Raw genomic sequence first — 25,637 nt, forward strand, 5'->3', positions numbered from 1 at the left:
TTCTGCTGGTGGGACATGCGCACAATGGGGCGTGACTCATTACGACTTGGTGGTCGTCGGGACCGGCTCCGGCAATACGATCGTGACGAAGCAGTTCGCGGACTGGACCGTGGCGATCGTCGAGCGCGGCATCTTCGGCGGGACCTGCCTGAACGTGGGCTGTATCCCGACCAAGATGTTCGTGCACACCGCCGACCTGGCCGCGACTCCTTCGCACAGCTCCCGGCTCGGCGTCGACGAGACGCTGGACGGAGTGCGCTGGCCGGACATCCGGGACCGGATCTTCGGCCGGATCGACCCGATCTCGGCCAGCGGCGCGGAGTACCGCGAACACCACCCGAACAACGTGAACGTCACGCTGTACCACGGCACCGGCCGGTTCACCGCCAAGGGTGAGCTGACCGTGACCGCCAATGACGGCGGCGCGACCGAGGTGCTGACGGCGGACCGGTTCGTGCTGGCCGCGGGCAGCCGGCCGATCGTGCCGTTCATCCCAGGGCTGGAAGAGACCGGCTTCCACACCTCGGACACGATCATGCGGCTCGACGAACTGCCGCGCCGGCTGGGCATCATCGGCGCCGGTTTCGTGGCGGCCGAGTTCGCGCACATCTTCTCGTCGCTCGGCGTGGAGGTGACGCTGCTCGCCCGCTCCGATCTGATGCTGCGGCGGGAGGACCACGAGATCGCCGCCCGCTACACCGAGATCGCCAAGGAGCGCTACGCGGTCAAGACGCTGCACGAGACGATCCACGTTCGTCGCAGTGACGAGGGGATCGTCGTCAAGACGCTCTGCCCGGACGGTGCGGAGGAAGTGGTCGTCGACGAGCTGCTGGTCGCCGTCGGCCGGCAGCCGAACTCGGATCTCCTCGACGTCGAGGTCACCGGGGTCGAGCTGGAGTCCGACGGCCGGGTGATCGTCGACGAGTTCCAGCAGACGGCGGCCGAGGGGATCTACGCGCTGGGCGACCTCTGTTCGCCGTACCAGCTGAAGCATGTCGCCAATCACGAGGCGCGCGTCGTGCAGCACAACCTGCTGCATCCGGAGGACCGGATCGAGGCCGACCATCGGTTCGTGCCGCACGCCGTGTTCGGATCGCCGCAGGTGGCGTCGGTCGGGCTCACCGAGGAACAGGCGATCGAGCAGGGCGTCCCGTACGTCGTGGGTCGCGAGGCGTACGCCGATATCGCGTACGGCTGGGCGATGGAGGACACCACCGGCTTCGCGAAGATCCTGGCCGATCCCGACACCGGTCTGATCCTCGGCTGTCACGTGATCGGCCCGCAGGCGCCGACGGTGATCCAGCCGGTCATCCAGGCGATGAGCTTCGGCCTGGACGCCCACACGATGGCCCGCGGCCAGTACTGGATCCACCCCGCAATGCCCGAACTAATCGAGAACGCCCTGCTCACCCTGAAACTCACCTAGCCCCATCGTCGGTCCCTTGATACCCGGCGTGTCGGTGCTCATCGGTCCCGAAACGCAGACGGCCCTCCGGGCGGGTTTGGGGAGGACGCCGAAAACCATCCGGGTACCTCGGACACCTTGCCGGATCCGGCTGCGACTATTCGCGTGCTTTGGGGACGTCTACCGACCATCCCGGGTGTCCCCCGCTCCCCGGCGTTATCGGAAGGCGGCGATCACCTCGGCCATGGTGTCGAGCGGACTGAGGTCGTCGTCGAGGTCGAGCAGGCTGAGCATCACTTCGCTCGCGCCGGCCTCGGCGAGCTCGCGGAAGCGGCCGATCTGATCGTCGATCGTGCCCGCGTTGACGGTGGCGGCGTAGCGCGCGGGGTCCTGGTTGCGCGGCCTGTATTGCTCGATCTGCTTGGTGAGCTGCTGGTGGTTCTTGCCGACCAGGGTGGTCGACAGCTGTGTGATGCGGATGTCTCTGTCCGTTTGAGATTTGAGGTACGCCGCTCGCTCGCGCACCTTGGTCGCGTCGCCGAAGACGTTCACCGCGTCGGCGTACCGGGCGGCGAGCCTGAGTGTGCGGTTGCCGCTGCCACCGACCAGGATCGGTAGGGGATCCTGGAGCGGGCGTGGATAACAAGCAGTCTCCGGTACGTCGAGAACCTTGCCCTGCCAGGGTTTGTTGCCTGGTCCCCATAAAACGGGGAGCAACTGCAACGCGTCTTCCAGGAGCTTGTAGCGCTCACCAACTGATGGAAAGTCCCACCCATAAGCCTTGTGCTCGGCTTCGAACCACGCGAGCCCGAGACCGCAGACAGCACGACCACCACTCAGTACGTCGAGCGTCGCAACGATCTTCCCGAGATGCGCGACGTTGCGATAGGTGATCCCCGTGACGAGCGTGCCGAGTTGCACCCGCTCGGTCGCGGCGGCGAGGTAGGCCAGCGTGGTCCAGCTCTCCAGGAAGTCTTCCCAAGCCCGCCCGACCTGCGGAATCTGCCGGAAATGGTCCATCACATAAATCGCATCGAACCCGGCCGCCTCGGCTTTGGTCCCGATCTCCTTGATCCATTCACCAGTGGTCTTCCGGCCGCCCTTGTGCGTGTAGCTGCTCAACTGCAACCCGAACCGCAACCGCGTCGGCGCTTCCTCCTGCCGCCGCACCGCCTCAGCAGCCCCCACAAACGCCTCCGGTACTACGCGGATCGCGCGCGGCATGAGTACCTCGTCGAAACCTTCCTCCGGCAGCTCCTTCTTCGCCGCCGTCCAGCTCTTCAACTGACTAGTCAGCACATCGGCCGGAATCCGCTTGCTCCGTTCACGATTACGCCGCCGGCACTCCGCCGCCGGAGTATCGAACGCAACCGCAACACAAGGAATCCCTTGGGCCCGAGCCAGTTCCAGCCACTTGACCCGCCGAGCCTTGTCCAGCCCCAATGTGTCGATCACGGTCGTCAACCGCCGCCCGATCCGCTGCCTGACCACCTCGTCCAGCAACGCGAACGCATCCGCACTGGCCGCCAGATCGTCCTCCCCAGCCCCCACCAACGCCCGCAACCGATCACTGGACACCACCAACTCGGCAGCAAACCTCTCCGCAGCCCAAGTCGACTTCCCCGCCGCCCCCGCCCCCACCAACACCACCACACACGGTGCCGGCAAATTCCGCTCCTCCATGCCTCAGTCTCCCCCTTCCCCCTCCTTCGCCGCCTGCCAACCACCCCAATCATCGGTCCCTTGATACCCGGCGTGTCGCCGTTCATCGGTCCCGAGGAGTCGCGGTCAGGCGGCGAGTACGACGGCAACTTCGGACCGATGAACGCAGACACGCCGGGTATCAAGGGACCGATGATTGGGGTGGGGAGGTGGGGGAATGTGGTTGGCGGCGGGGAATAGGGTTGGTGGATGCGATTGTTTGTGGGGTTGGTGCCGGGTGTTGAGGTTGTTGAGCATTTGAGTGAGTTTGTGGAGCCTCGGCGGGCGTTTCCGGATGAGGATGTTCGGTGGGCGGCGGATGAGAACTGGCACATCACCCTGGCGTTTCTGGGGGAGGTGCCGGAGTACAAGACGGACGAGTTGGCGGAGCGGCTGGAGACGGCGGCGAAGCGGCAGAAGCCGTTCGATCTTCAGCTGAGGGGGAGCGGGGCGTTCCCGAGCGTGGCGGACGCGCGGGTGTTGTGGACCGGCGTACGGGACGAGGCGGACGCGTTGCCGCATCTGGCGATGACGACGCGGGCGGCGGCGAACAAGGCGGGGGTGACCGTGGACGGGCGGAAGTTCACCCCGCATCTGACGCTGGCCAGGATGCGGCAGCCGATGGACGTGGCGCGCTGGGTGCGGATCTTCGACGGCTACGAGGGACCGGTCTGGACCGCTGACCATGTGCAATTGATCTCATCGCGGCTCGGTGAGGGCCCCAGCCGTGGTGCGGCGTACGACACAGTGGGCGAATGGGCGTTCTTAGGCTAGCCTTCGGAAGGTTAGCCGTACCTAATGCCCTGGAGTTCCGCCATGCTCGCCAACTTCCTGATCGGCCTCCGCGAAGGCCTTGAAGCCTCGTTGGTGGTCAGCATCCTGGCCACCTTCCTGGTGAAGTCGGGGCATCGTGATCGGCTCAGACTGCTCTGGATCGGCGTCGGTTCGGCGATCGGCGTCGCGGCGCTCGGCTGGGCGCTGCTGCAGTTCATCACCGCGCTGACGGCGAAATCGTTCACCACTCAGGAGACGATCGGCGGGGTGATGTCGATCGTCGCGGTCGGCTTCGTCACCTGGATGATCTTCTGGATGCGCAAGGCGTCCCGGACGATCGCGAAGGAGCTCCGCGACCGGATGGGCGCCGCGCTCGAAGTGGGGTCGCGGGCGGTCGTCGTACTGGCCTTCCTGGCGGTCTTCCGGGAGGGCATCGAGACGGCCTTCATCGTCTACGCCTCGGCCGCGACCGCGACCACGGCGACGCCGTTCATCGGCGTGCTGCTCGGCCTCGCGGTGGCGGTCGGCCTCGGCTTCGGCATCTACAAGGGCGCCGTGAAGATCAACCTCGGCACCTTCTTCAACTACACCGGCGCAATCCTGATCCTGGTCGCGGCCGGCATCTTCGCCTACGGCTTCCACGACCTGCAGGAGGCCGGCATCCTGCCCGGCCTGGGGCATCTGGCCTTCGACATCTCGCACGTGATCCCCCCGGACAGCTGGTACGGCGTTGTCCTCAAGGGCATCTTCAACTTCAACCCGGCCCCGACCGTGATCGAAGCGCTCGCCTGGCTGGCCTATCTCGTCCCCGTGCTGGTGCTCTACCTGCGCCCGGTCAAGCGCAGTACGCCGCCTGCCGTTTCCGTCCAGGCAGCCAAAGCGGCCTGAACTGCCCCCTGTTCCACCCCTCACCCCCGTCCAGGAGACCTCCAAATGTTCACCATCACGGCCCGCCGGGCCACCGGAGCCTGCGCAGTACTGCTGCTCGCAGCAGTGACCGGCTGCGCGAAGGAGACTCCGGCCGCCAAGCCCGGCGACACCACCGGTCCGGTGGCGGTCAAGGCGACCGACTCGGAGTGCGCGCTGAGCCGGACCGACGTGAAGTCGGGGACCAGCACCTTCTCGGTCTCCAACGGCGGCAACAAGGTCACCGAGTTCTACGTGTACGCCGAAGGTGACCGGGTGATGGGCGAGGTGGAGAACATCGGCCCGGGCCTCAAGCGGGACCTGATCGTCGAGCTGCCGACCGGCAAGTACCAGGCGGTCTGCAAGCCGGGCATGGTCGGCGACGGCATCCGTGGCGACCTGACCGTCACCGGTGACGCCGCCGCGCAGGTCGACGAGGACACCGCGCTGAAGCAGGCCGTGGACAGCTACTCGCGGTACGTGAACTCGAACGCGATCGCGCTGGAGCAGAAGACCACCGAGTTCGTCGCCGCGGTCAAGGCCGGCGACGTCGCCAAGGCGAAGGCGCTGTTCCCGGTCTCCCGCACCTACTGGGAGCGGATCGAGCCGGTGGCGGAGTCGTTCGGCGACCTGGACCCGAAGATCGACGCGCGCGTGAACGACGTCGAGCCGGGCACCGAGTGGACCGGGTATCACCGGATCGAGCAGGCGCTCTGGGTCTCCAACACGACCAAGGGCATGGAGAAGTACGCCGACCAGCTGCTCGTCGACGTGAAGACCGTGGTCGCGAAGGCCAAGGTCGTCAAGCTCACCCCGCTGCAGCTGGCCAACGGCGCCAAAGAACTGCTGGACGAGGTCGCCACCGGCAAGGTCACCGGTGAAGAGGACCGCTACTCGCACACCGACCTGTGGGACTTCCAGGCCAACGTCGAGGGCTCGCAGGCCGCGATCCAGGCGCTCCGTCCGGCCCTGCAGAAGCGGGACGCCACGCTCGTCACCACGCTGGACACGAATTTCAAGGCCGTCTTCGCGGCGCTCGACAAGTACCGCACCGACGCCGGCTTCAAGCCCTACACCGCGAGCGAGGCCGAGAAGAAGCAGCTCGGAACCGTCGTCGACGCGCTGGCCGAGCCGGTCAGCAAGGTCGCCGGAGTGATCGCGAAGAAATGACGACCGAACGGAAGGGCATCTCGCGCCGCGGCCTGCTCGGAGCCGCGAGTGCGGCGGTAGCGACCGGCGTGGCCGGGTACGCCGTGCACTCGGCCGTCTCGACCGAGGAGTCGCAGGCGGCAGACAACACCGGTCCGGTGGAGTTCCACGGGCCGCACCAGGCCGGGATCGTCACCCCGGCCCAGGACCGGCTGCATTTCGCGACGTTCGACGTCACCGCGACCAAGCGGGAGGCGGTGATCGCGTTGCTGAAGGAGTGGACGGCTGCCGCGGCGCTGATGACGGCCGGTCGCGACATCGGCCAGTACGGCGCGGTGAACGGTCCTGGTGAGGCGCCGCCCGAGGACACCGGGGAAGCGGTCGGCCTGCCGCCGGCCCGGCTCACCATCACGATCGGCTTCGGCCCGAGTTTCTTCGTCGACGCCGCGGGCAACGACCGGTTCGGGATCAAGGCGAAGCGGCCGGCCGCGTTGGTGGACCTGCCGCATTTCATCGGGGACAACCTGGACCCGAATCGCAGCGGCGGCGACATCGCCGTACAGGCTTGTTCGGATGATCCGCAGGTCGCGGTGCACGCGATCCGCAACCTGGCCCGGATCGGGTTCGGCACCGTCGCGGTGCGCTACTCGCAGCTCGGGTTCGGCCGGACCTCCTCCACGTCCAGGGCACAGAGCACGCCGCGGAACCTGTTCGGGTTCAAGGACGGCACGAACAACCTGAAGCTGGAAGACACCGACAAGCTCGAGCAGCAGCTGTGGGTGCAGCCCGAGGACGGTCCGGACTGGATGGTCGGCGGCTCGTACCTGGTGTCGCGGCGGATCCGGATGACGATCGAGATCTGGGACCGGACGTCGCTGGGCGAGCAGGAATCGATCATCGGCCGTGGCAAGGGCACCGGCGCACCGCTGGGCAAGGCCGACGAGTTCGACGCGATCGACTTCGCCGCGAAGGCCTCGGACGGCTCGCTCAAGGTGCCCAAGGACTCGCACGTCCGGCTGGCGCATCCGCAGTTCAACAACGGTGCCGAGCTGCTGCGGCGCGGCTACAACTTCGTGGACGGGTCGGACGGCCTCGGCCGGCTCGACGCGGGGCTGTTCTTCCTGGCCTACCAGCGGGATCCGCGCAAGCAGTTCATCCCGATCCAGAACCAGCTGGCCCGCTCCGACACCATGAACGAGTACATCCGGCACGTCGGCTCCGGCATCTTCGCCTGCCCCGGCGGCGTCACCCCGGGCTCGTACTGGGGCGAGAAACTCTTCACCTGAGGCGGCCGGAGGCCGTAGGGTGCGGCCGATGGGGGAAAACCGAGGTGAGTACGGCCGGACCGGGCCGGTCGGGCCGACGCGTACCGGGCTGTATCTGAGCGTCTTCGCCGGTGTCGTGGTCGCGGTGGTGTTGCTGTTCGTGATCCTGCGGTTCGAGTCGGACCGCGACGAGGCGTCCAGCTTCGCCGGTTCCGAGCGGCCGACACCGCGGCCGAGCAGTACCGGTACGGCGGCGGGCCGTGGGGGACCGGTGCCCTGCGAGCCGGCCGCCGCGGGGCTGTACTGCTTCCCGCGAGCGACCGTCACCAGCGTGGCCGACGCGCTGAAGGTCCAGGGCGCGAAATGCGAGAAGGACGGCGGCGACCTCGCCTGCCGGACCGACAGCTCGGAGGTGTCGCTCCAGACCGCGGCCGCCGCGGATCTGGACCAGTTGGCCACCCTCAGCGTGACCGTCTTCAGCAAAGCGGCCGGGAACAACGACGCCGGCCGCGAGCGGGTGATCGGCCAGTTGAAGCAGGCTGCCCCGGGCCTGCTCTCGAACCTGTTGCCGGGGGAGACCAAGACGCAGGGAGCGGTCCGCAACTGGCTGACCGGCAACCTCGACAAGTGCCCGAACGGCCCGATCACGATCGGTGGCTACAAGGTCCTGTGCGACCCACCGACCAGGGTGAGCGCGACCACGGCCGGGCAACTAGTCAGCACCTGGACCGTCAGCTTCACAGTCGACAGCGCAACAGCCTTCCCCCGCTGAGGCCCGTCGACGTACTAGGTGTCAGGGCATCCTGGATGCCCTGACACCTAGTTGCTACTTCACGGCACCTGCGGTGACGCCGGCGACGAAGTGTCGCTGGGCGAGCAGGAAGCCGATCACTACCGGGATGCTGACCACAAGCGCCGCGGCCATGATCTGGTTCCAGTAGATGTTGGTCTGCGTCGAGTACTGCCGCAGACCGACCGACAGTGTCCGGTTCGACTCCGTTGTCATCACTGAAGCGAACAGCACTTCTCCCCAGGCCGTCATGAACGAGTAGATCGCCACTGCGATCACTCCCGGCCTGGCAGCAGGCAGTACTACGCGGGCAAGTGCCCCCATCGGCCCACAACCGTCGACCAGCGCCGCCTCGTCCAGCTCGCGCGGGATGCTGTCGAAGTACCCGGCGAGCATCCAGATCGAGAACGGCAGGCTGAACGTCAGGTACGTGATGATCAGCCCGAGCCGGGTCCCCACCAGCTGCACCCCGAGCGAGTTGTTGATGTTCACGAAGATCAGGAACAACGGCAACAGGAACAGCACGCCGGGGAACATCTGTGTCGACAGCACCGTGGTCGTGAACACCGTCCGGCCCCGGAAGCGGAACCGCGACACGGCGAACGCGGCCAGGATCGCGATCGCCACCGAGCAGACCGTGGCCGCCACCGACACGATCGTGCTGTTCACGAAGTACCGGGCCAGCGGCACCGTCTTCCACATGTCCACGAACGGCGCGATGGTCAGGTTGGACGGCCACCAGGTGAACGCGCCCTGCACATCGCGCAGCGGCTTCAGCGACGACGTCACCATCACGTAGAGCGGCAGCAGCACGAACAGCCCGAGCACGGTCAGTACGACGGCCCGGTAGACCTTGAATCCTCTGGTCTCACGCACGGCGTGACCTCCGTCCGGTGACGATCAGATAGGCGCCGGTGACGATCATCAGGAAGATCAGCAGCAGCACGGACATCGCCGCACCCGAGCCGAAGTTCCAGGTCAGGAACGACGCGTTGTAGATGTGGAACGTGATCAGGTCCCCGGCCGGCGGCTGCGCCGTACCGAACAGCACGTACGGCGTGTTGAAGTCGCTGAACGTCCACAGGAACAGCACCAGCACGAGCACCAGGTTGACCGGCCGCAGCGACGGCAGCGTGATGTTCCGCCACTGCCGCACCGACCCGGCGCCATCCACCGAGGCCGCCTCGTAGACGTCCCGCGGAATGCTCTGCAGCCCGGCCATCAAGGTCAGGAACGCGAACGGCCAGAGCTTCCACAGCGCCACCACGATCAGCGACGTCAGGGCGTTGCCGCCGAGCAGCCAGAACGGCCGGTCCGACGCCAGGCCGAGGTTGTCGACCAGGATGTGGTTCACCGCGCCGGTGTCGCGCTGCAGCATGAAGTTCCAGGTCAGGATGCCGGCGTACGCGGGGAGTGCGTACGGCACCAGGAACAACGTGCGGATCGCGCTCCGGCCCTTGAACGGTGGCTGCAGCGCGACCGCCGCCGCCATCCCGAGACACCACGACAGCACCACGGTGACGAGCGAGAAGACGACGGTGACGCCGAAGGACTTCAGCAGCCCTTCACCGACGGCGTTGTGGACGTCGACCGCGACGCTGTAGTTCTTCAGGCCGGCCCACGGCGCGGCCGACCAGTTGGCGATGAAGAACTTCGTCAGCTTGACGAAGCTCATCCAGATGCCGACCAGCATCGGGACGATGTGGATCAGCAGTTCGAGCAGAACCGCGGGGGCGAGCAGTAGGTAGGGGAGTTTCCGGGACAGCCCGGGCCGGCGATCCGGCCCGGGCTTCCTTGCCTTGGCGGCAGGAGTTGTCTTCTCAGCTGTGGCGACCGACATCAGCTACCCGCCGCCACCTGATCCCCTGCGGTCTTGAGTGCGGCCTTCACATCGTCGGCGGTGACCGTCCCGCCGGTGGCGATCTTGCCGAACATGCCGTTCATCGCCTTGCCGACGGTGCTCTCGAACTGGTCCTCGGCAGGCACCAGCGGCAGCGGCTTCGACTTGGTGTTGTAGATGTCCTGGAACGTCGCGGCCTCGGCTGCGTCGGTGGTGAACACCGGCTTGGCGTCCTTCAGCACCGGCAGCGAGGAGAACGGCTTGCCCAGCGTCGTCTGGGTGGTCGCGTCCGTCATGTACTTGACGAACTTCAGCGCCGCGTCCTTGTGCTTGGTGTTCTTGAAGATCGACAGGTTGATCCCGGCCACGTGGCTGGCGACCGGAGCGGCCGCGTTGGCCGGAGCGGGGAACGGCACCACGCCGTACTCGCCGGCCTTCATGCCGTTGGCGACGATCGAGGAGTCGGCGTTGTTCTGGTTGATCACCATCGCGACCTTCTTGGTCGCGAAGTCGTTCACCGACTTGGTGCCGTTGTCGTACTGCGCGTTCGACGGGTTCGCGACCTTGTCCTTCTGCATCAGGTCGAGGTAGCGCAGCACACCCTGGACGTTGCCGTCACCGTCGAAGGTGGGCTTGCCGTCCTTGTCGAACCAGTCGGCGCCGTTCTGAGCGGCGTTGATGAACGCGAAGTGCACGTTCTCTGTGTAGCTGCCGGCGGCCAGCGCCATGCCCCACTGCTTCTTCGCGGGGATGGTCAGCTTCTGCGCGTCGGTGACCATCTCTTCCCAGGTCTTCGGCGGCTGCAGTCCGGCGGCGGCGAACATCGCCTTGTTGTAGTACAGGCCGTACGCGAGACCGTAGAGCGGGACGGACGTCGGCGGCTCGCCTTCCTTGCCGCCGGTCGCCAGGGCCGTCGGCACGAACTTGTCCTTGCCTCCGATCGCCTTCATCGCGTCGTCGTCGAACGGCAGGAATGCTCCGGTCGCCTGCAGCGAGGCGGCCCAGGTGTTGCCGATGTTCAGCACGTCCGGGCCCTGACCGGAGGTGGTCGCGGTCTGGATCCTGGTCTGCAGGTCGTTCCAGCCGATCACCTCCAGGTTCACCTTGATGCCGGTCTCCTGGGTGAACTTCTGCAGGACCGGGGTCAGCACCTGCTTGTCGTTGTCCAGGCTGGTGCCCTGGTTGCTGGCCCAGTAGGTCAGCGTCTGATCTCCACCACCACCGCCATTCGAGTTGTCGCCGGAGTCGTTCCCACCGCAAGCGGCCAGGCTGATTCCCAAGGCGGACACCGCTACCGCGGCTACTAACGAACGCAGTCTCACGTCGGACTCCCTCGTCCCATCGAGCCTCCGGCCGACAGCGGGAGGCTGGTCGGCCCCATAGTGGCCTAACCGGTTAAGTATGTGAACCCGAACCGGTTCAGCCGAGCCGGGTTCGTTAGGCTTCCGTGATCTGGCACATGTACTACGCGCGCCAGATTAGCGGACCGTGAGCGCAATTTCGCGCTGCGTCACTGCTTGGGCCTAGCTGTGGGCGGGGCCCGTGGAGTCGCGAACCCGGAGTACGCCGGGTGGGGTCTGCCAGTGCAGGCCGGATTCGCCCGCGGCGATCCGGAACAGCAGGTCGGCCGCCATCCGGCCGCGCTCCATCGTCTGCTGGTCGATCGCGGTGATCCCCGGGCGCGCCAGCTCGCAGAGCGGCGAGTCGTCCCAGGCGACGATGGAGAGCTCCTCGGGCACCTTGGTCCCGAGATCCATCGCCACCCGCAGAGCCGCGACCGCCATCAGGTCGTTGCCGAGGACCAGCGCGGTCGGCGGGTTCTCGCCCGTCAACAGCGAACGAGTCAGCGCCGCACCGTTCTCGTAGGCGTAACTGCCTTCCAGGTGATTCACCCGGATGCCGCGCCGCTGGGCGTGCTCGCGCAACAGGCGCACCCGGAGCTGCTCGTGGACGAAGGTGAACGGACCGCTGATGTGCGCGATCTCGGTGTGCCCCAGGTCGGCCAGGTGGTCGAGCATGAGCAGCACGGTCTCCTCGGGTGAGCTGATCAGCCGCCCGACGCCGTCGTCGGGCGCATTCGAACTCACCACGACACAGGGGATGCCGAGCTCCTTCAGCAACGGGACACGTGGGTCGTCATTCAGCTCGTCGAACAGGATGAATCCGTCGACGCGACCCTGCCGGCCCCAGCGCCGGAGTACGTCGAGATCTTCGCCGTGCTCACCGGTCAGCCGGAGCAGCAGCGAGGAGTCCACCTCGTTCAGGTACTGCTCGATGCCGACCAGCGTGCGCATGTAGAACGCCTCGGTCGAGATCAGTGCCGGGTCGCGGGCGATCACGATGCCGATCGTCCGGGTCCGGCTCGCGGACAGCGCGACGGCGGCCGAGTTCGGGTGGAAACCGAGCTCCTCGGCCAGGCTGAGCACCCGTTGCCGGGTCTCCTCGCTGACGCCGGACCGGCCGTTCAGCGCGTACGAGACGGAGGCCTTGGAGATGTCCAGGCGGCGGGCGAGATCGCTGATCGTGACGCGCTGGCTCCGGCGACCACCGCTGCTCGGCGGACCGTCGAGGGCGGCGTTCTCGCCGTCGCTGGATCCGGTTGCCGTCATCTCGTGCCTCCACCCCGCATGCCCCGGACATTAGCAGCGCCGTCCGCTCACCGGTCGCCACCTGCGGCCTGTCACGGGTCTTGGATAGCGTTCTCCAATGACCGCCGAACCGCCGGAACGCCTCGACTTCCTGCCCTGGGAGTACTCCGCCACCGCCTCCGACAAGGACCGCGCCCGGCAAGTCGCGCGCCGGAGCTCGCTGGCCGGCACCGTCGAGTTGGCGCCGGATGCCTTCGTCGCGGAATCCGCCGCGGTGTTCTGCGACCGGCTCGAGATGGGTGAGCGCTCCTACATCGCCGCCCACGCCTATGTCACCGGCAAGATCACCCTCGGCGCCGACACCACCATCAATCCGTACGCCGTGGTGCGCGGCCGGATCACCCTCGGCGACGGCGTCCGGATCGGTGCACACGCCTCCTTGATCGCCTTCAACCACGGCACCGCACCCGACCGGCCGATCTTCCAGCAGCCGCACACCGCCCTCGGCATCACCGTCGGCGACGACGTCTGGATCGGCTCGAACGTCATCATCGTCGACGGCGTCACCATCGGCCCGCACAGCATCATCGGCGCCGGCGCAGTAGTCACCAAAGACGTCGAAGAATGGTCGGTCATGGTCGGCAACCCAGCCCGCAAGATCCGCGACAGACGAACCACAGAAGCCAACCCAACAAAACATCTTTCGGATCGCTTAGCGGCGTTCGCCACCCGGGCGCGTGAGCAGACGAGCGTTCTGCTCAAGCGTTGTTACGACGGCGAACGCTTCGTCGACCGTCCCGGCCTCGACCACCCGCCCACGATCCGCCCGTGGTGCGACGCGATCGAGATCTCCGACCTCCTCCTCCGCCGGACCCCCGACGGCCACACCCGCGACGACCTCGTACGCCGGCTCCGCCCTCTCCAAGACGACAGTGACCTCCTCCAAGGCCCCACCAACTATCACGTCCTCTGTGTCGGCTATGCCCTCCAGCTCCTCGGTAGTTGCTTCGAGCGCCGAATTGACACGGCCTTCACGGAGGACCAGTTAGCTCAGTTGCCCTGGGCAAGAAATGCCTGGAGTGCAGGCGCCGGCATCGACGCTCTCGGTACGGCGATCGCCCGAAACCTCAACGACCACAGCGATCCCGGCCCTCTCGCCACCCTGATGGGCTGGCTCACCCTCAACGCCGACCCAGCCACCGGCATGTGGGGCCAACCCGACCCCGACAACGGCTGGCTCCAGGTAGTCAACGGCTTCTACCGACTCACCCGCGGAACCTACGCCCAATTCGGCCTCCCCTTGCCCTACCCCGAGGCCACCATCAAAACCGTCCTCACCCACACCCAGGACAGCCGCCACTTCACCGGCAACGCCTACAACGCCTGCAACGTCCTCGACGTCATCCACCCACTCTGGCTGGCCGCCAAACAGACCGACTTCGCCCGCGCCGAAGGGCAACGCTGGGCCGAGCACCAACTCACCACCATCCTCGACCACTGGACCGACGGAGCCGGTTTCGCCTTCGCCCCCAATGGTTCCGACGACCACGCCATCCCCGGCCTCCAAGGAACCGAGATGTGGCTGGCCATCATCTGGCTCCTGGCCGACTACCTCGGCCACTCCGACGCCCTCGCCTACCACCCCCGAGGCGTCCACCGCCCCGAACCCCTGCTGACAACCCAACGGATCGGAGTACGCACCTAATCGGCGAAGAAGCCGTCGGGGTTGATGTCGGCGCCGAAGCGGTTGGTGTACTGGCTGAAGAAGATGCGGGAGCTGAGTTCGCGGCGGCTGGAGACACCGACCTTTTCGAAGACCGACTTGAGGTAGTCCTGGACCGTGTACGGCGAGATGTGCAGCGCGGTGGCGATCTGGTTCGTGCTGTCGCCGCGGAGTACGAGCTGTACGACGTCCCGCTCGCGATCGGTCAGCCCGTAGGCGGCGACGATGAGCGGGATGATCTTGGCCGGCCCGGCCGTCTCGATGGTGACGGCGGTCTGGGTGGTCAGGCCGTCGCGATCGCGGATCGGCGTACCGTGCAGGGCGAGCCATTCGCCGGTTCTGGTGCGTAGCCGCAGGTTGGCGACCTGCTGCGCGCCGGCGGTATGCGCCCGGGCCGCGGCGGCGACGGTCTGCACGACGGTCGGCAGCTCGGTCCACAGATTTCCACCGAGCTGGGCGATCCGCTCCTCGGCGGTGGCCGTCGCTGAGACGACCTGGTTCGCGGCGTCGAAGATGATCACCGCGGCGGCGGTGTCGGTGGAGGCGCGGTCGACGCTCGACGCGATCAGCCCGCGGCGGAGTCCGGAGGCCACCGTGGTCTCGATCCGGTGCATGAACCGGGCCTCGGCGGGGGAGAACCCGACCCGTCCGCTCGCGCGGTACAGAGTCAGCACACCCCACATCCGGCCGCCGCTGCGGACGGCGCTGCGCAGTTCGTGCTCCAGACCGATCGGCGGCAGGTAGTCCCGCTGTCGCGGGCTGTGCCGGCCGGCGGCCGCGGTCGTCTCGGAAAGGATGCCGACGGCAACTTCCTGGCGGGCCAGGTCGGCGAAATGGTTGAAGTCGGGGATCTCGTACTCGTACTGCACGAAGATGCCTTCGTCGGCATGGTCGAGATCGATCATCACCCGGCTGGTGAGCAGGCTGGTGGCCGGATCCGCGAGCCCGATACAGATCGAGTCGAACGGTATCGCCCGCTCGAGCAGGTCGACGGAAGCATGAGCGAACTCGATGAAGGACAGCCCGGCGTCCGCGGCCGCCGCGAGCCCGGCGTACGCCGACTCCGCGTGGTAGGCCTTCATCCGGCGAACCATCCGGTGCTGTCGAGGTTGTCGCCCATCCGCGCGGCGTACTGGCCGAAGAAGATCTGCGACGAGAGCTCGCGCCGGCTGGCCACGCCGACCTTGTCGAAGATCGTCTTGAGATGGTCCTGGATCGTGTACGGCGACAGGTGCAGGTGGGCCGCGATCTGGTTGGTGCTGGCACCCTCCAGGACTTGCTGTACGACGTCCCGCTCGCGATCGGTCAGCCCGTAGGCGGCCACGATCAACGGGATGATCTTCGCCGCGCCGGCCGTCTCGATGGTGACCGCGATCTGGTCGGTGCGGCCGTCCCGGTCGCGGATCGGGGCCGCGTGCAACGACAGCCATTCGCCGCTCCGGCTGCGGATCCGCAGCGCAGGGACGTGGTGGCCGATGCCGCGGGACGCCGCGGCACAGGCGACCCGGACGGCGGTGACCGGGGCGGGCAGCTGCGACCAGAGATCACCGCCGAGCTCGGCGATCCGTTCCTCGGCGGTGGGGGTGGCCGACAGCACCGCACCGGTGCCGTCGAAGATGACGACAGCGGCCGACGTCCCGGCAGGCACCTGGCCCGTGACGGTCGAGGCGATCAGCCCACGCCGTACGCCGGCCGCCAGGATGCTCTCGATCCGGTGCATGAAGTCGGCCTCGGCCGGGGAGAAGCCGCTCTGGCCGGCCTGCCGGTAGAGCGTGTAGAAGCCCCACATCGCGCCGTCGCTGCGGACCACTCCACGCAACTCCTGGGTCAATCCGCCGGCCGAGAGCAGGTCGCGGTAACGCGGACTCTGCATCGGTTGATCCTCGGTCGCCTCGGCCAGGATGCTGACCGCGATCGGCCGGTCGGCCAGCTCGGCGAAGTGGTTGTAGTCCGGTACGCCGTACTCGTAGTGCATGAAGGCTGTCTCGTCCACGGTCATCCGCTGCGACTCGTCCGAGCCCATGTTCACCTTCACCCGGCCGGTCAGCATCCGGCTGGCCGGATCGGCGGTGCCCAGGCAGACCGAGTCGTGCGGGATCGCGCGCGCGAGCAACTCGGTCGCGACCAGGCAGAACTCGTCCCACGGCAGTCCGGCGGCGGCCGCGGCCTGCAGGCCCGCGCGCGCGGATTCGGCGTGGTAGGTCTTCACCGGACCAGTGTGCGCTCCCGGTCGTTGCCGACACACCCCAGATTTCTGGGAACCGAAGTCCCCTGCACCTTGGGATACCGGGCGGCGCCCGATCGGGCGACCGTCGTCAGCATGGAGCTGACGAAGATCGTGGCCGGGGCGTACCGCAACCTGGGGAAGCGGAACCCAGGAAACTGGGATACCGCTCATCAGGCGGTGCCAGGAGCCTGATGAGCATGATCGAGCCTTTGCGAGAAGTCCTGACCGGCCGGGTCGTCACCCCGGACAACTCCGACTGGGAGTCCGTCCGGACTGCCTGGAACCTGGCCGTCGACCAGCAACCGCTGGCCGTCGTACTGGCTGCTGACGCGAGTGATGTCGAGCACACCGTCGCGTTCGCGGCGGCGCACGACCTGAAGGTCGCTGCTCAAGCCGGTGGCCACGGGGCGACCAAGGCACTCGACGGCACGATCCTGGTGCGGACGAGCGAGCTGGACGACATCTGGATCGACTCGCACGCGGGGATCGCCCGGGTCGGTGCAGGGGTGCGGTGGGGTGCCCTGCAATCGGCACTGGACGGAACCGGGCTCACTGGGCTGCCTGGGTCCTGCGGTGGCATCTCGGTGGTCGGCTACTGCACAGGCGGCGGTCTGTCGTGGTTCTCCCGGCCGTATGGCTCGGGTGCAGGGTCTCTACGTGCTGTGGAGCTGGTGGATGCTTCCGGCTCCCGGCGGTGGATCGACGACTCCACCGACCCCGAGCTGATGTGGGCAATCCGTGGAGGTGGCGGCAACTTCGGGGTGATCACGTCGGTCGAGGTGGAGCTGTTCGCCGCACCAGAGATCACCGGAGGCCGGTTGATGTTCCCGATCGACCAGGCGGAAGCTGTGCTCACGGCGTACGGAGCTGCAACGGCTACTGCTGCCGACCACGTCACGCTGTGGGCCTACGTGACCCACTTCCCGGACGTGCCGTTCGTGCCGGAGCCGGTACGCGGCAAGTCGTTCTGCATGGTCGATGCGATCGCACCTTATGAACCAGCTGCGCTGGAGGCAGCGCTGGCTCCTATCCGCGCTGCTGGTACGCCGGTGGGCGACACGGTTCGCAGGCACGAGCCGGGCTCGCTAGGGGAGATAGCGCCGGCGCCGGGCGATCCGGCTTCGCTACTGATCGGGTCCACCACCTTCGACGAGCTCAGCCCCGAAGTACTTGGCATGCTGTTGAAGCACTTGGGGCAGCCGTCACCGATCTTCCAGGTGCAGATCCGCCATCTCCGGGCAAGCGACGACATCGGCCATACCGGTGTGGCTGCTGCCGACCCGGTTGCGCAGTACTGCGCTCTGCTCTGGGCGCCGGTGCCGCTTCCGGAGTACGAGGAGCCCGCTCGGGAAGCACTGCTCGCACTGAAGGACGCAATGGCTCCTTGGCATGCAGGGGAGCTGCCGCCGTCGTCGCTGGGCGCGGGGGACTCGTTGCAGGACTCCATCTCGGAGCCTGACCTGGTGAGGCTTCGAGAGATCAAGCAGAACGTCGACCCACTCGGTGTACTGGTTGGCGGCTACCCAGTGATCTGAGGGAGATCGACCCCCAGAAACATGGGATGGTGCCGGTCCGCGGTGCCAGGGACCGTTGTGGACATGATCGAAGAACTGCGTGAATCACTTGCCGGACGGGTCGTCGGACCCGGTGATCCGGACTGGGAGTCCGTGCGGACTGCCTGGAACCTGTCCATCGACCAGCTTCCGCTGGCCGTCGTCGAAGCCGCCGGGCCGGCCGACGTCGAACACACCGTCACCTTCGCTGCTGCCCGGGGCCTGCGGGTGGCCGCTCAGGCCGGCGGCCACGGCGCGACCAAGTCCCTGAACGGGACGATCGTGCTGCGAACCAACGCACTGGACGACATCTGGGTCGACTCGGAGGCACGGATCGCCCGGGTTGGCGCAGGAGTGCGCTTCGGTGCCCTGCAGACCGCTCTGGACGGCACCGGCCTCACGAGCCTGCTGGGTTCGACCGGCGATGTCTCGGTGGTCGGCTTCTGTCTCGGCGGCGGTCTGTCGTGGTTCTCGCGGCCGTACGGCTCGGGTGCAGGGTCTCTACGTGCTGTGGAGCTGGTGGATGCTTCTGGCTCGCGGCGGTGGATCGACGACACGACCGACTCCGACCTGATGTGGGCGCTGCGCGGTGGCGGCGGCAACTTCGGGGTGGTGACGTCGGTGGAGGTGGAGCTGTTCGAAGCACCGGAGATCACCGCTGGCCGGTTGATGTTCCCGATCGACCAGGCGGAGGCTGTGCTCACGGCGTACGCGTCGGCGACGGCTACTGCTGCCGATCACGTCACACTGTGGGCCTACCTGACCCACTTCCCGGACGCACCGTTCATGCCGGAGCCGATCCGCGGGCAGTCGTTCTGCATGATCGACGCCGCGGCGCCATTCCACCCGGCCGCCCTCGAAGCCGCCCTGGCGCCGATCCGGGCCGCCGGGACCGCCGTGGTCGACAGCGTCGCGCCACAGACTTCTGGGTCAATCGCGGGGATCACCCAGGAGCCTGACGAGCCAACGGCCTGCGCGGTCGTGCCGATCAGCTTCGACTCGTTGACGCCGGAGCTGATCGGGACGCTGCTGAAGCAGGTGGGAGGGCCTTCGCTGGTGTTCCAGGCACAGATCAGGCACCTGCGGGCGAGCACAGAAGCCCGTCATGCCGGTGTCGCGGCGGTGGACCCGGCAGCGAAGTACGTGCTGAACGGGCTGGCGATCGTGCCGACCCCTGAACTGCAGCAGCCGGCTGTGGCGGCTCTACATGCCTTGAAGGAAGCATTGGCGCCTTGGGCTTCGGGGAAGCTCCCGCCGTCGTTCCTGGGTGCAGAGGACTCACTGGCGGACTCCATCGGCGAGCAGTACCTGACCCGCCTCCGAGAGATCAAGCAGAAGGTCGATCCAACGGGCGTACTGGTCGGCAACTACCCACTGGCCTGAGTGTCTTTGTCGGGGGTCTACTAGCCTGAGCCAGTGGACCCCCGGACCCGACGGCTCGTCACTTCTGTCGTATTGCTGGCTCTCGTCGCCATCGTGGTGATCGCTGCCATCGTGCGGTGACCGCGGGACCGCTAACGTTCTGCGCCATGAGCACCCCGAACGAGCGGTCGGCGTACCTGATGCGGGCGGGGCTGGTCCGCAACGTACGGACCGGGGAGCACCTGACGACCTTCGTGGTCTCGGGCGTCTCGACCGTGCTGATCACCCGGCTGATCCTCGGCCTCAGCGGCTACCCGCAGATCGGTGGCAAGGGCCTGCACATCGCGCACGTGCTGCCCGGCGGCCTGCTGATGCTGGTGGCGATCTTCCTGCTGCTCGCGTACGTCGGCCCGGTGGTGCGGCCGGCCGCGGCGCTGGTCGGCGGCGTCGGCTTCGGCCTGTTCATCGACGAGGTCGGCAAGTTCATCACCTCGGACAACAACTACTTCTACCAACCGACCGCAGCGATCGTGTACGTCGTGTTCGTGCTGATCGTGCTGGCGTCGAGGTTCTTCACCAACCGCCGGCCGCTCGACCCGCGCGAGCGGTTGGCGAATGTGGTCGACCATGCCGTCGAGGGCGTCGCCGGTGGATTGTCCAAGCGTCGTAGCGCAGAGGCGACCGAGCAACTCAACCGTGTCGATCCAGGCGTCGTGGCGTGGTCCGAGACCCGTTCGTTGCTGCTCGCGTGTCCGCCTGACGAGGTGGAGCTCGCGGCGCCGGTGGATATCGCCTGGCGTGCTGTGCAGCGTGGGTTCGAGCGGCTTGCGACGCACCCCTACGCGCCGACGATCGCCGTCGCGGTGCTGGTGGTGCAGGCGATCGGTGCGCCCGCGATCGCGGCCGGGATCCGGTTCAACGACGGCCGGCTGCTGACGGATCTTCCGGTGCTCGGGGTGGCTGCGGGAAGTTTGCTCTCGGCAACCTTTACCGTCCGGGGTGGATGGCGGTTGCGTCGTGGCGATCGCGTGCGCGCAGTACGGCTGTTCGAGCTTGCTGTGCTGGTCTCGCTGTTGGTGACTCAGGTGTTCCAGTTCGCCGGGACGCAGTTCGCTGCTGTTGGTGGTATGACTCTCGACCTCATTCTCTTCGGACTGCTCGGTGCTGAACGCAACCGGCTCAGGCAGGCAGCGGCTCCTGCCGTTACACCGAAGATGTGGGGGCTGCCGCCAGATCCGGACGCTCCACGGTTCCCCTTGGACCCTGGCGATCCTTCCTAGTCGGGCGGCCGCCCCAGTTCTCGGTGCGGCCGATGAGAACCGGTGCGGTAGTCGCCACGAAGTACAGGCAACCTCCTGCCAGCAGTGCCGGGACCAGACCGATCCCTGCGATCGCTGCTCCGGCGACGACACCACCGAGCGGTACGCCGGTCCAGGCGATCGCGTTGCTCAGTGAGCTGACCCGGCCGAGCATGTCCCGCGGGATCCGCTCCAGGAAGAGCGCACCGAGTACCGGGTTGATGAAGCCGGCGCCGATACCGCCGATCGCGTAGACGAGCATCACGGACCACACAGGGGCATCGAAGGCCAGCAGGACGAAGCGGGGCGCACCGCAGATCAGGAAGGCGACTGTGAAGACCACCTTGCGCGGGAGCTTGTTGCCGATCGCGGACGCCAGCAGTGCGAACAGGGTCGCGGTGATGCCGAACGAGAGCAGGATCAGGCTGGTGTGACCGGGTCCGAAGCCGTGGTCCTTGATCCAGACGGGAAGTAGTACTGCGCCTATCGCAGCGTCCAGCAGGTTGGTGACGGCGATCATCACGACCAGCGGCATCATCAGCTTGTCCTTGCGGAGGAACTGCCAGCCTTCTCTGAGCTCCTCGAGGTAGCTGGGCTTGTCATCTTCGGTGCTTTCGGTGGCTTTGACGGCTTTGGTGGCTTCGGTGGGCTTCGGTACCCAGATGCGGATCAGGGCTGCGCAGACGGCGAACGAGATGGCGTCGACCCAGAGGGCGTTGACCGTGCCGACCAGCGTGATGAGTCCACCGGCGATGCCGTAGGCGATGAAGCCCGACAGCCTTTCCGTCGTGCTCTCCAGGCCGGTCACTCGCTCCAGCGGGACCTTGGCGGCCGCGGCGATGTCTGGGACGAGCGTGTGCTTCGCAGCATCGCCAGGACCGCGCAGAGCGCCCGCGATGGCCACAAGTGTCAGGAGAGCGGGGAAGGACAGCAGGTTAAGGGTGTGCAGCAGCGGGATCAGTGCGACGACAAACGTGCTGGCGAGGTCGGCGCTGACACTGATCCTTCGGCCACCGATCCGGTCGATCAGCGGGCCGCCGAACGCCTTGCAGAGCACCAGTGGGGTCATCTCGGCGAACGCGACCAAGCCGGTCTTCATCGGTGAGCCGGTGGTGACCAGGACGAACCAGGGGATCGCGATGGCGCTCACCCTGGTGCCGCAGAGCGATACGACGTTGGCCACCAGATAGGCGATCAAGGGCACCCGGTACGGCGTACGCGGGGTTGCTGTGGTCTGTTCTGGTGCTTCGGTGACTGTGCTCATCGGGTTTCCCGGGGGTAGGCCTGGATCTGGACGGTGACCTGCTTGGCGCCCTCGGGGATCGGTGCAGTGAGGTCTTCGGTGCGGTACTTCTCCAGCACGGCCAGCACCTCTGTGAGCATCTGCTGCGTCTCGGCGGCGGAGAGGTGGAAGAAGTAGTCGGAGATGAGCGTCGCCTCGCGCCACTCGGGCGTCTGGGTCTGCAGGGCGTCTATGGCCTGGAACATGTTCTCGGCGTAAATCTGTCCGACGCCGTGCAGGAACCCGAGGGCGAGCTCCGGCTCCTCCTCGAGCAGTTGGCTCTTGTCGAACTCCGTGCCCTGGTGGGCGGACTTCCACCAGCGATCCCTTGCGTTACCGCGGGTGTCGTCCTCGACGACCAGGCCGGCCTCGGCCAGCTGGCGTAGGTGGTAGCTGGTTGCTCCCGTGTTCACGCCGAGGCGGGTGGCCAGCGTGGTCGCGGTGGCGGGGCCGTGCACGCGGAGGAGGCCGAGCATCCGGTTGCGCATCGGGTGGGCCAGGGTGCGCAGGAGCTGGGCGTCCAGCTCGACCGTCTTCTTTGCGTCTTCGCTCATGGTGGTGAGTCTAGGACTGCAAAATCGGTTTGCAAAGAGATTTTGCAAACCGATCTTGCGATTGGTTGTCCACAGGCTTGGAAGTCGCCTTTCTGGGGCGGCCCGATCGCGGCATCTTCTCCGGTGAGCGGTAAAGACCACGGTCATCGGGGCCGGGCGCCGCGGAGAGCAGGAGGCAGCCATGCTGCGGGTAACACTCGAGGACACGGACTACTGCGACGTGCCCGCCGATCTGATGACGTTCGACGACGGTGTGGTGGTGTTCTGGCGCGACGGCGAGGAGGTCGGCCGGCATCGCCAGGGCCGGATCCAGTCGCTGGAGATGCTCGACTCCCGCTCGATGGGCCGCCGGATCGAGGAGGCCCGCAAGACCTATCCGAACGCGTTCCGCCGCTGGGTCCCCGAGGACGAGGAACGCCTCACCCAGCTCTTCAACGACGGTGTCGGTAAGGACGTCCTGGTCAAGGAACTGGGTCGCCAGCCCGGCGGCATCGAGGCCCGCCTGCGCACCCTCAACCTGCTCGCCGAAGACGAGACCCTGCAATGACCTGGCCGCCCGCCATCCGGCCCCGGCGCAACCCTGCCGCCGGCTTCCGGGGATCCGGTGCCGGTGCTTTGGCGTGGGCTCTTGACGCCGGTCGGCGATACCGTTTTGTGATCGGTTGGAGCGGTCAGCGACAATGGCGCGATGCAGGCAGAGTCGGGTCCGGGCGACCCCATCGGCGAGCCGGACGACGGCTCCGGCCCACGGGACGTGATCCGTGGCGCGCTGCTGGCTCCGGAGACGCTGGTCCGGGCGATCGGTTCCGGCCGCCGCCGGGGCTCGGACGCCCCGCAGTACCAGCGGGTCGAACTGCGGTACGTCGACCTCAAGGGGGTCCGGCACCTGCAGATCACCGAGTACGACGAGCGCCAGGCGCACACCCGGAACGCGGCGGCCGGGACGGTCGCGGCCGAGTCGGTGGACAGCCTGCTCGAGGCGCCGTACGGGAACTGGCATGTCGAGACGACCGACGAGACCCTGCGGCTGCGCTACACCAAGAAGGGCAAGTCGCTCCTGCACCGGCAGGCCGAGAGCCACGAGCAGAAGACCGGGCACGACCGGGTCAAGCAGCGTGCTCTCGATCCGGCCGCGCCGTTCCTGATCGAGCTCGGGATCAGCGACCACCTCGGCCGGGTCAAGCCGTCGCGGCAGTCGAAGTACAAGCAGATCGACGAGTTCTGCAAGCTGCTGGCGCCGGCGGTCGACGAGGCACTGGCCGCCAGGCGGATCCCGGCCGGCCGGCCGCTCCAGGTGGTCGACCTCGGCTGCGGCAACGCGTACCTCACGCTCGCGGCGTACCACCTGCTGACCGAGGCCGGTCACGACGTGCGGATGACCGGTATCGATCGCACGCCGGCCGCCCGGTTGCGGAACACCCGCCGCGTCGCCGCGCTCGGCTGGCAGGACCATCTGCGCTTCGTCGACGCGACGATCGCGGAGGCCGAGCTGGAGACACCGCCGGACGTGGTGCTGGCGCTGCACGCCTGCGACACGGCCACCGACGACGCGCTGGCCCGAGCGGTCGGCTGGCAGGCGCCGCTGGTGCTCGCGGCACCTTGCTGCCACCACGACATCCAAAAGCAGCTCAAGAGCGTCGAACCACCGCCGCCTTACGGACTTCTCACCAGATATGGCATCGTTCGTGAGCGGTTCGCTGACGTCCTCACGGATACGCTGCGAGCAGCCGTGTTGCGTCAGGTCGGTTACCGGGTAGAGGTGGTGCAGTTCGTGGACAGTGAACACACGCCGCGCAATCTGCTGCTGCGGGCTGCCCGGACGGGTGCGCCGGTGGGTCCGGAGGTCCGGGCGGAGTACGCCGCGCTGACCGGCGAGTGGCAAGTCACACCAAGGCTGGCGGAGCTGGTCCTGGATCCCAACCGCGAGGCGGTGTTCTGAGCTTGCTGCGAAACGCCCTGACCGTGACCGCCGTGACCCTGCTGAGCCTGGCAGGTGCCGCGGCACCCGCCGGTTCGGCCACGGCGACCACCCTCCAGCAAACCGCTCCCCGGCAGTTCGCTCGCCAGCCGGCCGCGGCTCAGCAGGCGGCTGCTCGGCAGCAGGTCGCGGTGCAGGTGCCGTTGGCTGATCCGCCGCCGGAGCCGAAGAAGCTGTTCACCATCCGCGACGAGCGGATCGACGAGTCCTCGGGACTGGCGAAGAGCCAGAAGTATGTCGGCCTGTGGTGGACGGTGAACGACTCCGGTGACACCGCCCGCGTTTTCGGCATCAACGCCAGCGGCAAGGTCAAGGCGGAGCTCAGCTTCAAGGCTCCGGTCAAGGACGTCGAGGCGATCGCAGTCGACAGCGAAGGCACGATCTACATCGCCGACATCGGTGACAACAAGGCCAACCGGGACATGATCGAGGTGTACACGATCCCCGAGCCGATGAAGCTCGCGGACGCCACCAACGTGAAGTTCCACCGCTACGACTTCAAGTACCCCGACGGCGCGCACGATGCGGAGACGCTGCTGATCGCGCCGGAGACCAAGCAGATGTTCTTCGTCACCAAGGTCGCGAAGGGCCTCGGCGGCTTCTACGCCGCCCCCGACGAAGCCTCCCGCGAAGGCACCAACGAGCTGACCAAGCTCGCCGACGGACCAGCCGGCGTCACCGACGGCACCTTCCTGCCAGACGGCCAGACCGTGGTCCTCCGCAGCTACGTGGACATCGCCCGGGTCACCTGGGGAGAGACGCCCAAGGTCGTCGGCCGCGCCGCCACCCCGCTGGCCCAGGGCGAATCGGTCGCGGTAGGCCCCGACGGCACCGACTCGGTCCTGGTAGGCAGCGAAGGCAAGGGCTCAGCGGTCTACCAAATGTCGGTTCCGGCCGCCAAGGGTGGCGCCACCAAGCCGTCGGCCACCACCACCCCGAAGAACTCGGCCGCCGACAGCGACACCACCAAGAAGAGCCACAACCTCCGCTGGATCATCATCGGCGCCGCCCTCTTCGCCTTCGTCATCATGATCGTCACCTTCCCCCCAGGCCGCCGCGAACGCCTCGACCGGATGGCCGAAAACGCCCGCCTCACCGGCCAAGCACCCCCCACCGACCACCCCCGCCGCCGAACCCCCGCCGCCTAACCACACACCCCCGGCTCCGGCACCCCCCCCGGTTGCGGTACCCGGCCCGGGGACCGGCACCCGCCCGGGGTCCGGCACCCGCCCGGGGTCCGGC

22 protein-coding genes are annotated in these 25,637 nt (G+C 67.3%); 13 read left to right on the forward strand and 9 right to left on the reverse strand.

Going from position 1 to position 25,637, the window contains the following annotated elements; all coding sequences use genetic code 11:
* Window positions 1–31: 31 nt before the first annotated feature.
* A complete protein-coding gene (locus tag ABZ004_RS30405) occupies window positions 32–1,426 on the forward strand; it encodes a mycothione reductase (protein WP_355684513.1) in 1,395 nt (464 codons plus the stop codon).
* A gap of 195 nt (window positions 1,427–1,621) precedes the next feature.
* On the opposite strand, the gene ABZ004_RS30410 is transcribed toward ABZ004_RS30405, so the two are convergent.
* Window positions 1,622–3,088, reverse strand: coding sequence for an LLM class flavin-dependent oxidoreductase (locus ABZ004_RS30410; RefSeq protein WP_355684514.1), 1,467 nt, complete (start codon window positions 3,086–3,088; stop codon window positions 1,622–1,624).
* A gap of 228 nt (window positions 3,089–3,316) precedes the next feature.
* On the opposite strand from ABZ004_RS30410, the gene thpR reads away from it, so the two are divergent.
* The 5 genes from thpR to ABZ004_RS30435 are packed head-to-tail and all read left to right on the forward strand — an operon-like array spanning window position 3,317 to window position 7,972.
* Complete coding sequence (gene thpR / locus ABZ004_RS30415) at window positions 3,317–3,880, forward strand: RNA 2',3'-cyclic phosphodiesterase (RefSeq protein WP_355684515.1); 564 nt, start codon at window positions 3,317–3,319, stop codon at window positions 3,878–3,880.
* 24 nt (window positions 3,881–3,904) lie between these two features.
* Window positions 3,905–4,768 (forward strand): iron uptake transporter permease EfeU, encoded by an 864-nt coding sequence (efeU, locus tag ABZ004_RS30420; RefSeq protein WP_355684516.1) that lies wholly within the window; start codon window positions 3,905–3,907, stop codon window positions 4,766–4,768.
* A 45-nt stretch (window positions 4,769–4,813) separates the two neighbouring features.
* Window positions 4,814–5,956, forward strand: coding sequence for an iron uptake system protein EfeO (gene efeO, locus ABZ004_RS30425; RefSeq protein WP_355684517.1), 1,143 nt, complete (start codon window positions 4,814–4,816; stop codon window positions 5,954–5,956).
* Window positions 5,953–7,221, forward strand: coding sequence for an iron uptake transporter deferrochelatase/peroxidase subunit (gene efeB, locus ABZ004_RS30430; protein WP_355684518.1), 1,269 nt, complete (start codon window positions 5,953–5,955; stop codon window positions 7,219–7,221). Before efeO ends, efeB begins: the two co-directional genes overlap by 4 nt.
* Before the next feature lie 28 nt (window positions 7,222–7,249).
* Window positions 7,250–7,972: a hypothetical protein gene (locus tag ABZ004_RS30435; protein ID WP_355684519.1), complete on the forward strand. Its 723-nt coding sequence runs from the start codon at window positions 7,250–7,252 to the stop codon at window positions 7,970–7,972.
* Window positions 7,973–8,026: 54 nt separating this feature from the next.
* On the opposite strand, the gene ABZ004_RS30440 is transcribed toward ABZ004_RS30435, so the two are convergent.
* The 4 genes from ABZ004_RS30440 to ABZ004_RS30455 form a co-directional block, all read right to left on the reverse strand.
* Window positions 8,027–8,866: a carbohydrate ABC transporter permease gene (locus ABZ004_RS30440; RefSeq protein WP_355684520.1), complete on the reverse strand. Its 840-nt coding sequence runs from the start codon at window positions 8,864–8,866 to the stop codon at window positions 8,027–8,029.
* Complete coding sequence (locus ABZ004_RS30445) at window positions 8,859–9,830, reverse strand: sugar ABC transporter permease (RefSeq protein WP_355684521.1); 972 nt, start codon at window positions 9,828–9,830, stop codon at window positions 8,859–8,861. Before ABZ004_RS30445 ends, ABZ004_RS30440 begins: the two co-directional genes overlap by 8 nt.
* Complete coding sequence (locus ABZ004_RS30450; protein WP_355684522.1) at window positions 9,830–11,119, reverse strand: sugar ABC transporter substrate-binding protein; 1,290 nt, start codon at window positions 11,117–11,119, stop codon at window positions 9,830–9,832. The genes ABZ004_RS30445 and ABZ004_RS30450 overlap by 1 nt, the downstream gene beginning before the upstream one ends.
* A gap of 234 nt (window positions 11,120–11,353) precedes the next feature.
* Window positions 11,354–12,439 carry a LacI family DNA-binding transcriptional regulator gene (locus ABZ004_RS30455; protein WP_355684523.1) on the reverse strand — a complete coding sequence of 362 codons (1,086 nt, stop codon included), beginning with the start codon at window positions 12,437–12,439 and terminating at the stop codon, window positions 11,354–11,356.
* 97 nt (window positions 12,440–12,536) lie between these two features.
* Between ABZ004_RS30455 and ABZ004_RS30460 the strand changes: the two genes are divergently transcribed.
* Window positions 12,537–14,123: an acyltransferase gene (locus ABZ004_RS30460; RefSeq protein WP_355684524.1), complete on the forward strand. Its 1,587-nt coding sequence runs from the start codon at window positions 12,537–12,539 to the stop codon at window positions 14,121–14,123.
* Here the strand turns inward: ABZ004_RS30460 and ABZ004_RS30465 are convergent.
* Together ABZ004_RS30465 and ABZ004_RS30470 are read right to left on the reverse strand one after the other, a co-directional pair.
* On the reverse strand, window positions 14,120–15,223 hold the full coding sequence (locus ABZ004_RS30465) for a LuxR C-terminal-related transcriptional regulator (RefSeq protein WP_355684525.1): 1,104 nt from the start codon (window positions 15,221–15,223) through the stop codon (window positions 14,120–14,122). The two genes, ABZ004_RS30460 and ABZ004_RS30465, sit on opposite strands and share 4 nt — an antisense overlap.
* Entirely contained in the window at window positions 15,220–16,350 is a 1,131-nt protein-coding gene (locus ABZ004_RS30470) for a LuxR C-terminal-related transcriptional regulator (protein WP_355684526.1), read from the reverse strand. Before ABZ004_RS30470 ends, ABZ004_RS30465 begins: the two co-directional genes overlap by 4 nt.
* Before the next feature lie 209 nt (window positions 16,351–16,559).
* Between ABZ004_RS30470 and ABZ004_RS30475 the strand changes: the two genes are divergently transcribed.
* The 3 genes from ABZ004_RS30475 to ABZ004_RS30485 all read left to right on the forward strand — a co-directional run bounded on the left by ABZ004_RS30475 (window position 16,560) and on the right by ABZ004_RS30485 (window position 20,563).
* A complete protein-coding gene (locus ABZ004_RS30475) occupies window positions 16,560–17,903 on the forward strand; it encodes an FAD-binding oxidoreductase (protein WP_355684527.1) in 1,344 nt (447 codons plus the stop codon).
* A gap of 63 nt (window positions 17,904–17,966) precedes the next feature.
* Window positions 17,967–19,304 (forward strand): FAD-binding oxidoreductase, encoded by a 1,338-nt coding sequence (locus ABZ004_RS30480; RefSeq protein WP_355684528.1) that lies wholly within the window; start codon window positions 17,967–17,969, stop codon window positions 19,302–19,304.
* A 146-nt stretch (window positions 19,305–19,450) separates the two neighbouring features.
* Window positions 19,451–20,563 (forward strand): hypothetical protein, encoded by a 1,113-nt coding sequence (locus tag ABZ004_RS30485; RefSeq protein WP_355684529.1) that lies wholly within the window; start codon window positions 19,451–19,453, stop codon window positions 20,561–20,563.
* Here the strand turns inward: ABZ004_RS30485 and ABZ004_RS30490 are convergent.
* Window positions 20,487–21,845 (reverse strand): MFS transporter, encoded by a 1,359-nt coding sequence (locus ABZ004_RS30490; protein ID WP_355684530.1) that lies wholly within the window; start codon window positions 21,843–21,845, stop codon window positions 20,487–20,489. The two genes, ABZ004_RS30485 and ABZ004_RS30490, sit on opposite strands and share 77 nt — an antisense overlap.
* Complete coding sequence (locus ABZ004_RS30495; protein WP_355684531.1) at window positions 21,842–22,417, reverse strand: helix-turn-helix domain-containing protein; 576 nt, start codon at window positions 22,415–22,417, stop codon at window positions 21,842–21,844. Before ABZ004_RS30495 ends, ABZ004_RS30490 begins: the two co-directional genes overlap by 4 nt.
* 181 nt (window positions 22,418–22,598) lie before the next feature.
* Here ABZ004_RS30495 and ABZ004_RS30500 point away from each other — a divergent pair, with 181 nt between their 5' ends.
* The 3 genes from ABZ004_RS30500 (at window position 22,599) to ABZ004_RS30510 (ending at window position 25,543) form a co-directional block, all read left to right on the forward strand.
* A complete protein-coding gene (locus ABZ004_RS30500; RefSeq protein WP_355684532.1) occupies window positions 22,599–22,964 on the forward strand; it encodes a hypothetical protein in 366 nt (121 codons plus the stop codon).
* Between the two features lie 141 nt (window positions 22,965–23,105).
* The gene (locus ABZ004_RS30505; RefSeq protein WP_355684533.1) at window positions 23,106–24,356 is read left to right on the forward strand and encodes an SAM-dependent methyltransferase; all 1,251 of its coding nucleotides are present in this window, start codon (window positions 23,106–23,108) and stop codon (window positions 24,354–24,356) included.
* Between the two features lie 32 nt (window positions 24,357–24,388).
* On the forward strand, window positions 24,389–25,543 hold the full coding sequence (locus tag ABZ004_RS30510; RefSeq protein ID WP_355684534.1) for a hypothetical protein: 1,155 nt from the start codon (window positions 24,389–24,391) through the stop codon (window positions 25,541–25,543).
* Window positions 25,544–25,637 lie beyond the last annotated feature (94 nt).

It is taken from the genome of Kribbella sp. NPDC006257 (assembly GCF_040613535.1).
Classification (GTDB): Bacteria; Actinomycetota; Actinomycetes; order Propionibacteriales; family Kribbellaceae; genus Kribbella.

Bases quoted from the DNA above. Each gene is read 5' to 3' on its own strand.
- ABZ004_RS30485 (WP_355684529.1), top strand. From the start codon at position 19,451: ATGAGCACCCCGAACGAGCGGTCGGCGTACCTGATGCGGGCGGGGCTG.
- ABZ004_RS30505 (WP_355684533.1), top strand. From the start codon at position 23,106: ATGCAGGCAGAGTCGGGTCCGGGCGACCCCATCGGCGAGCCGGACGAC.
- efeO (WP_355684517.1), top strand. From the start codon at position 4,814: ATGTTCACCATCACGGCCCGCCGGGCCACCGGAGCCTGCGCAGTACTG.
- efeU (WP_355684516.1), top strand. From the start codon at position 3,905: ATGCCCTGGAGTTCCGCCATGCTCGCCAACTTCCTGATCGGCCTCCGC.
- ABZ004_RS30480 (WP_355684528.1), top strand. From the start codon at position 17,967: ATGATCGAAGAACTGCGTGAATCACTTGCCGGACGGGTCGTCGGACCC.
- ABZ004_RS30465 (WP_355684525.1), bottom strand. From the start codon at position 15,223: ATGAAGGCCTACCACGCGGAGTCGGCGTACGCCGGGCTCGCGGCGGCC.
- ABZ004_RS30460 (WP_355684524.1), top strand. From the start codon at position 12,537: ATGACCGCCGAACCGCCGGAACGCCTCGACTTCCTGCCCTGGGAGTAC.
- ABZ004_RS30495 (WP_355684531.1), bottom strand. From the start codon at position 22,417: ATGAGCGAAGACGCAAAGAAGACGGTCGAGCTGGACGCCCAGCTCCTG.
- efeB (WP_355684518.1), top strand. From the start codon at position 5,953: ATGACGACCGAACGGAAGGGCATCTCGCGCCGCGGCCTGCTCGGAGCC.
- ABZ004_RS30445 (WP_355684521.1), bottom strand. From the start codon at position 9,830: ATGTCGGTCGCCACAGCTGAGAAGACAACTCCTGCCGCCAAGGCAAGG.
- ABZ004_RS30475 (WP_355684527.1), top strand. From the start codon at position 16,560: ATGAGCATGATCGAGCCTTTGCGAGAAGTCCTGACCGGCCGGGTCGTC.
- ABZ004_RS30410 (WP_355684514.1), bottom strand. From the start codon at position 3,088: ATGGAGGAGCGGAATTTGCCGGCACCGTGTGTGGTGGTGTTGGTGGGG.
- ABZ004_RS30435 (WP_355684519.1), top strand. From the start codon at position 7,250: ATGGGGGAAAACCGAGGTGAGTACGGCCGGACCGGGCCGGTCGGGCCG.
- ABZ004_RS30490 (WP_355684530.1), bottom strand. From the start codon at position 21,845: ATGAGCACAGTCACCGAAGCACCAGAACAGACCACAGCAACCCCGCGT.
- ABZ004_RS30455 (WP_355684523.1), bottom strand. From the start codon at position 12,439: ATGACGGCAACCGGATCCAGCGACGGCGAGAACGCCGCCCTCGACGGT.
- ABZ004_RS30500 (WP_355684532.1), top strand. From the start codon at position 22,599: ATGCTGCGGGTAACACTCGAGGACACGGACTACTGCGACGTGCCCGCC.
- thpR (WP_355684515.1), top strand. From the start codon at position 3,317: ATGCGATTGTTTGTGGGGTTGGTGCCGGGTGTTGAGGTTGTTGAGCAT.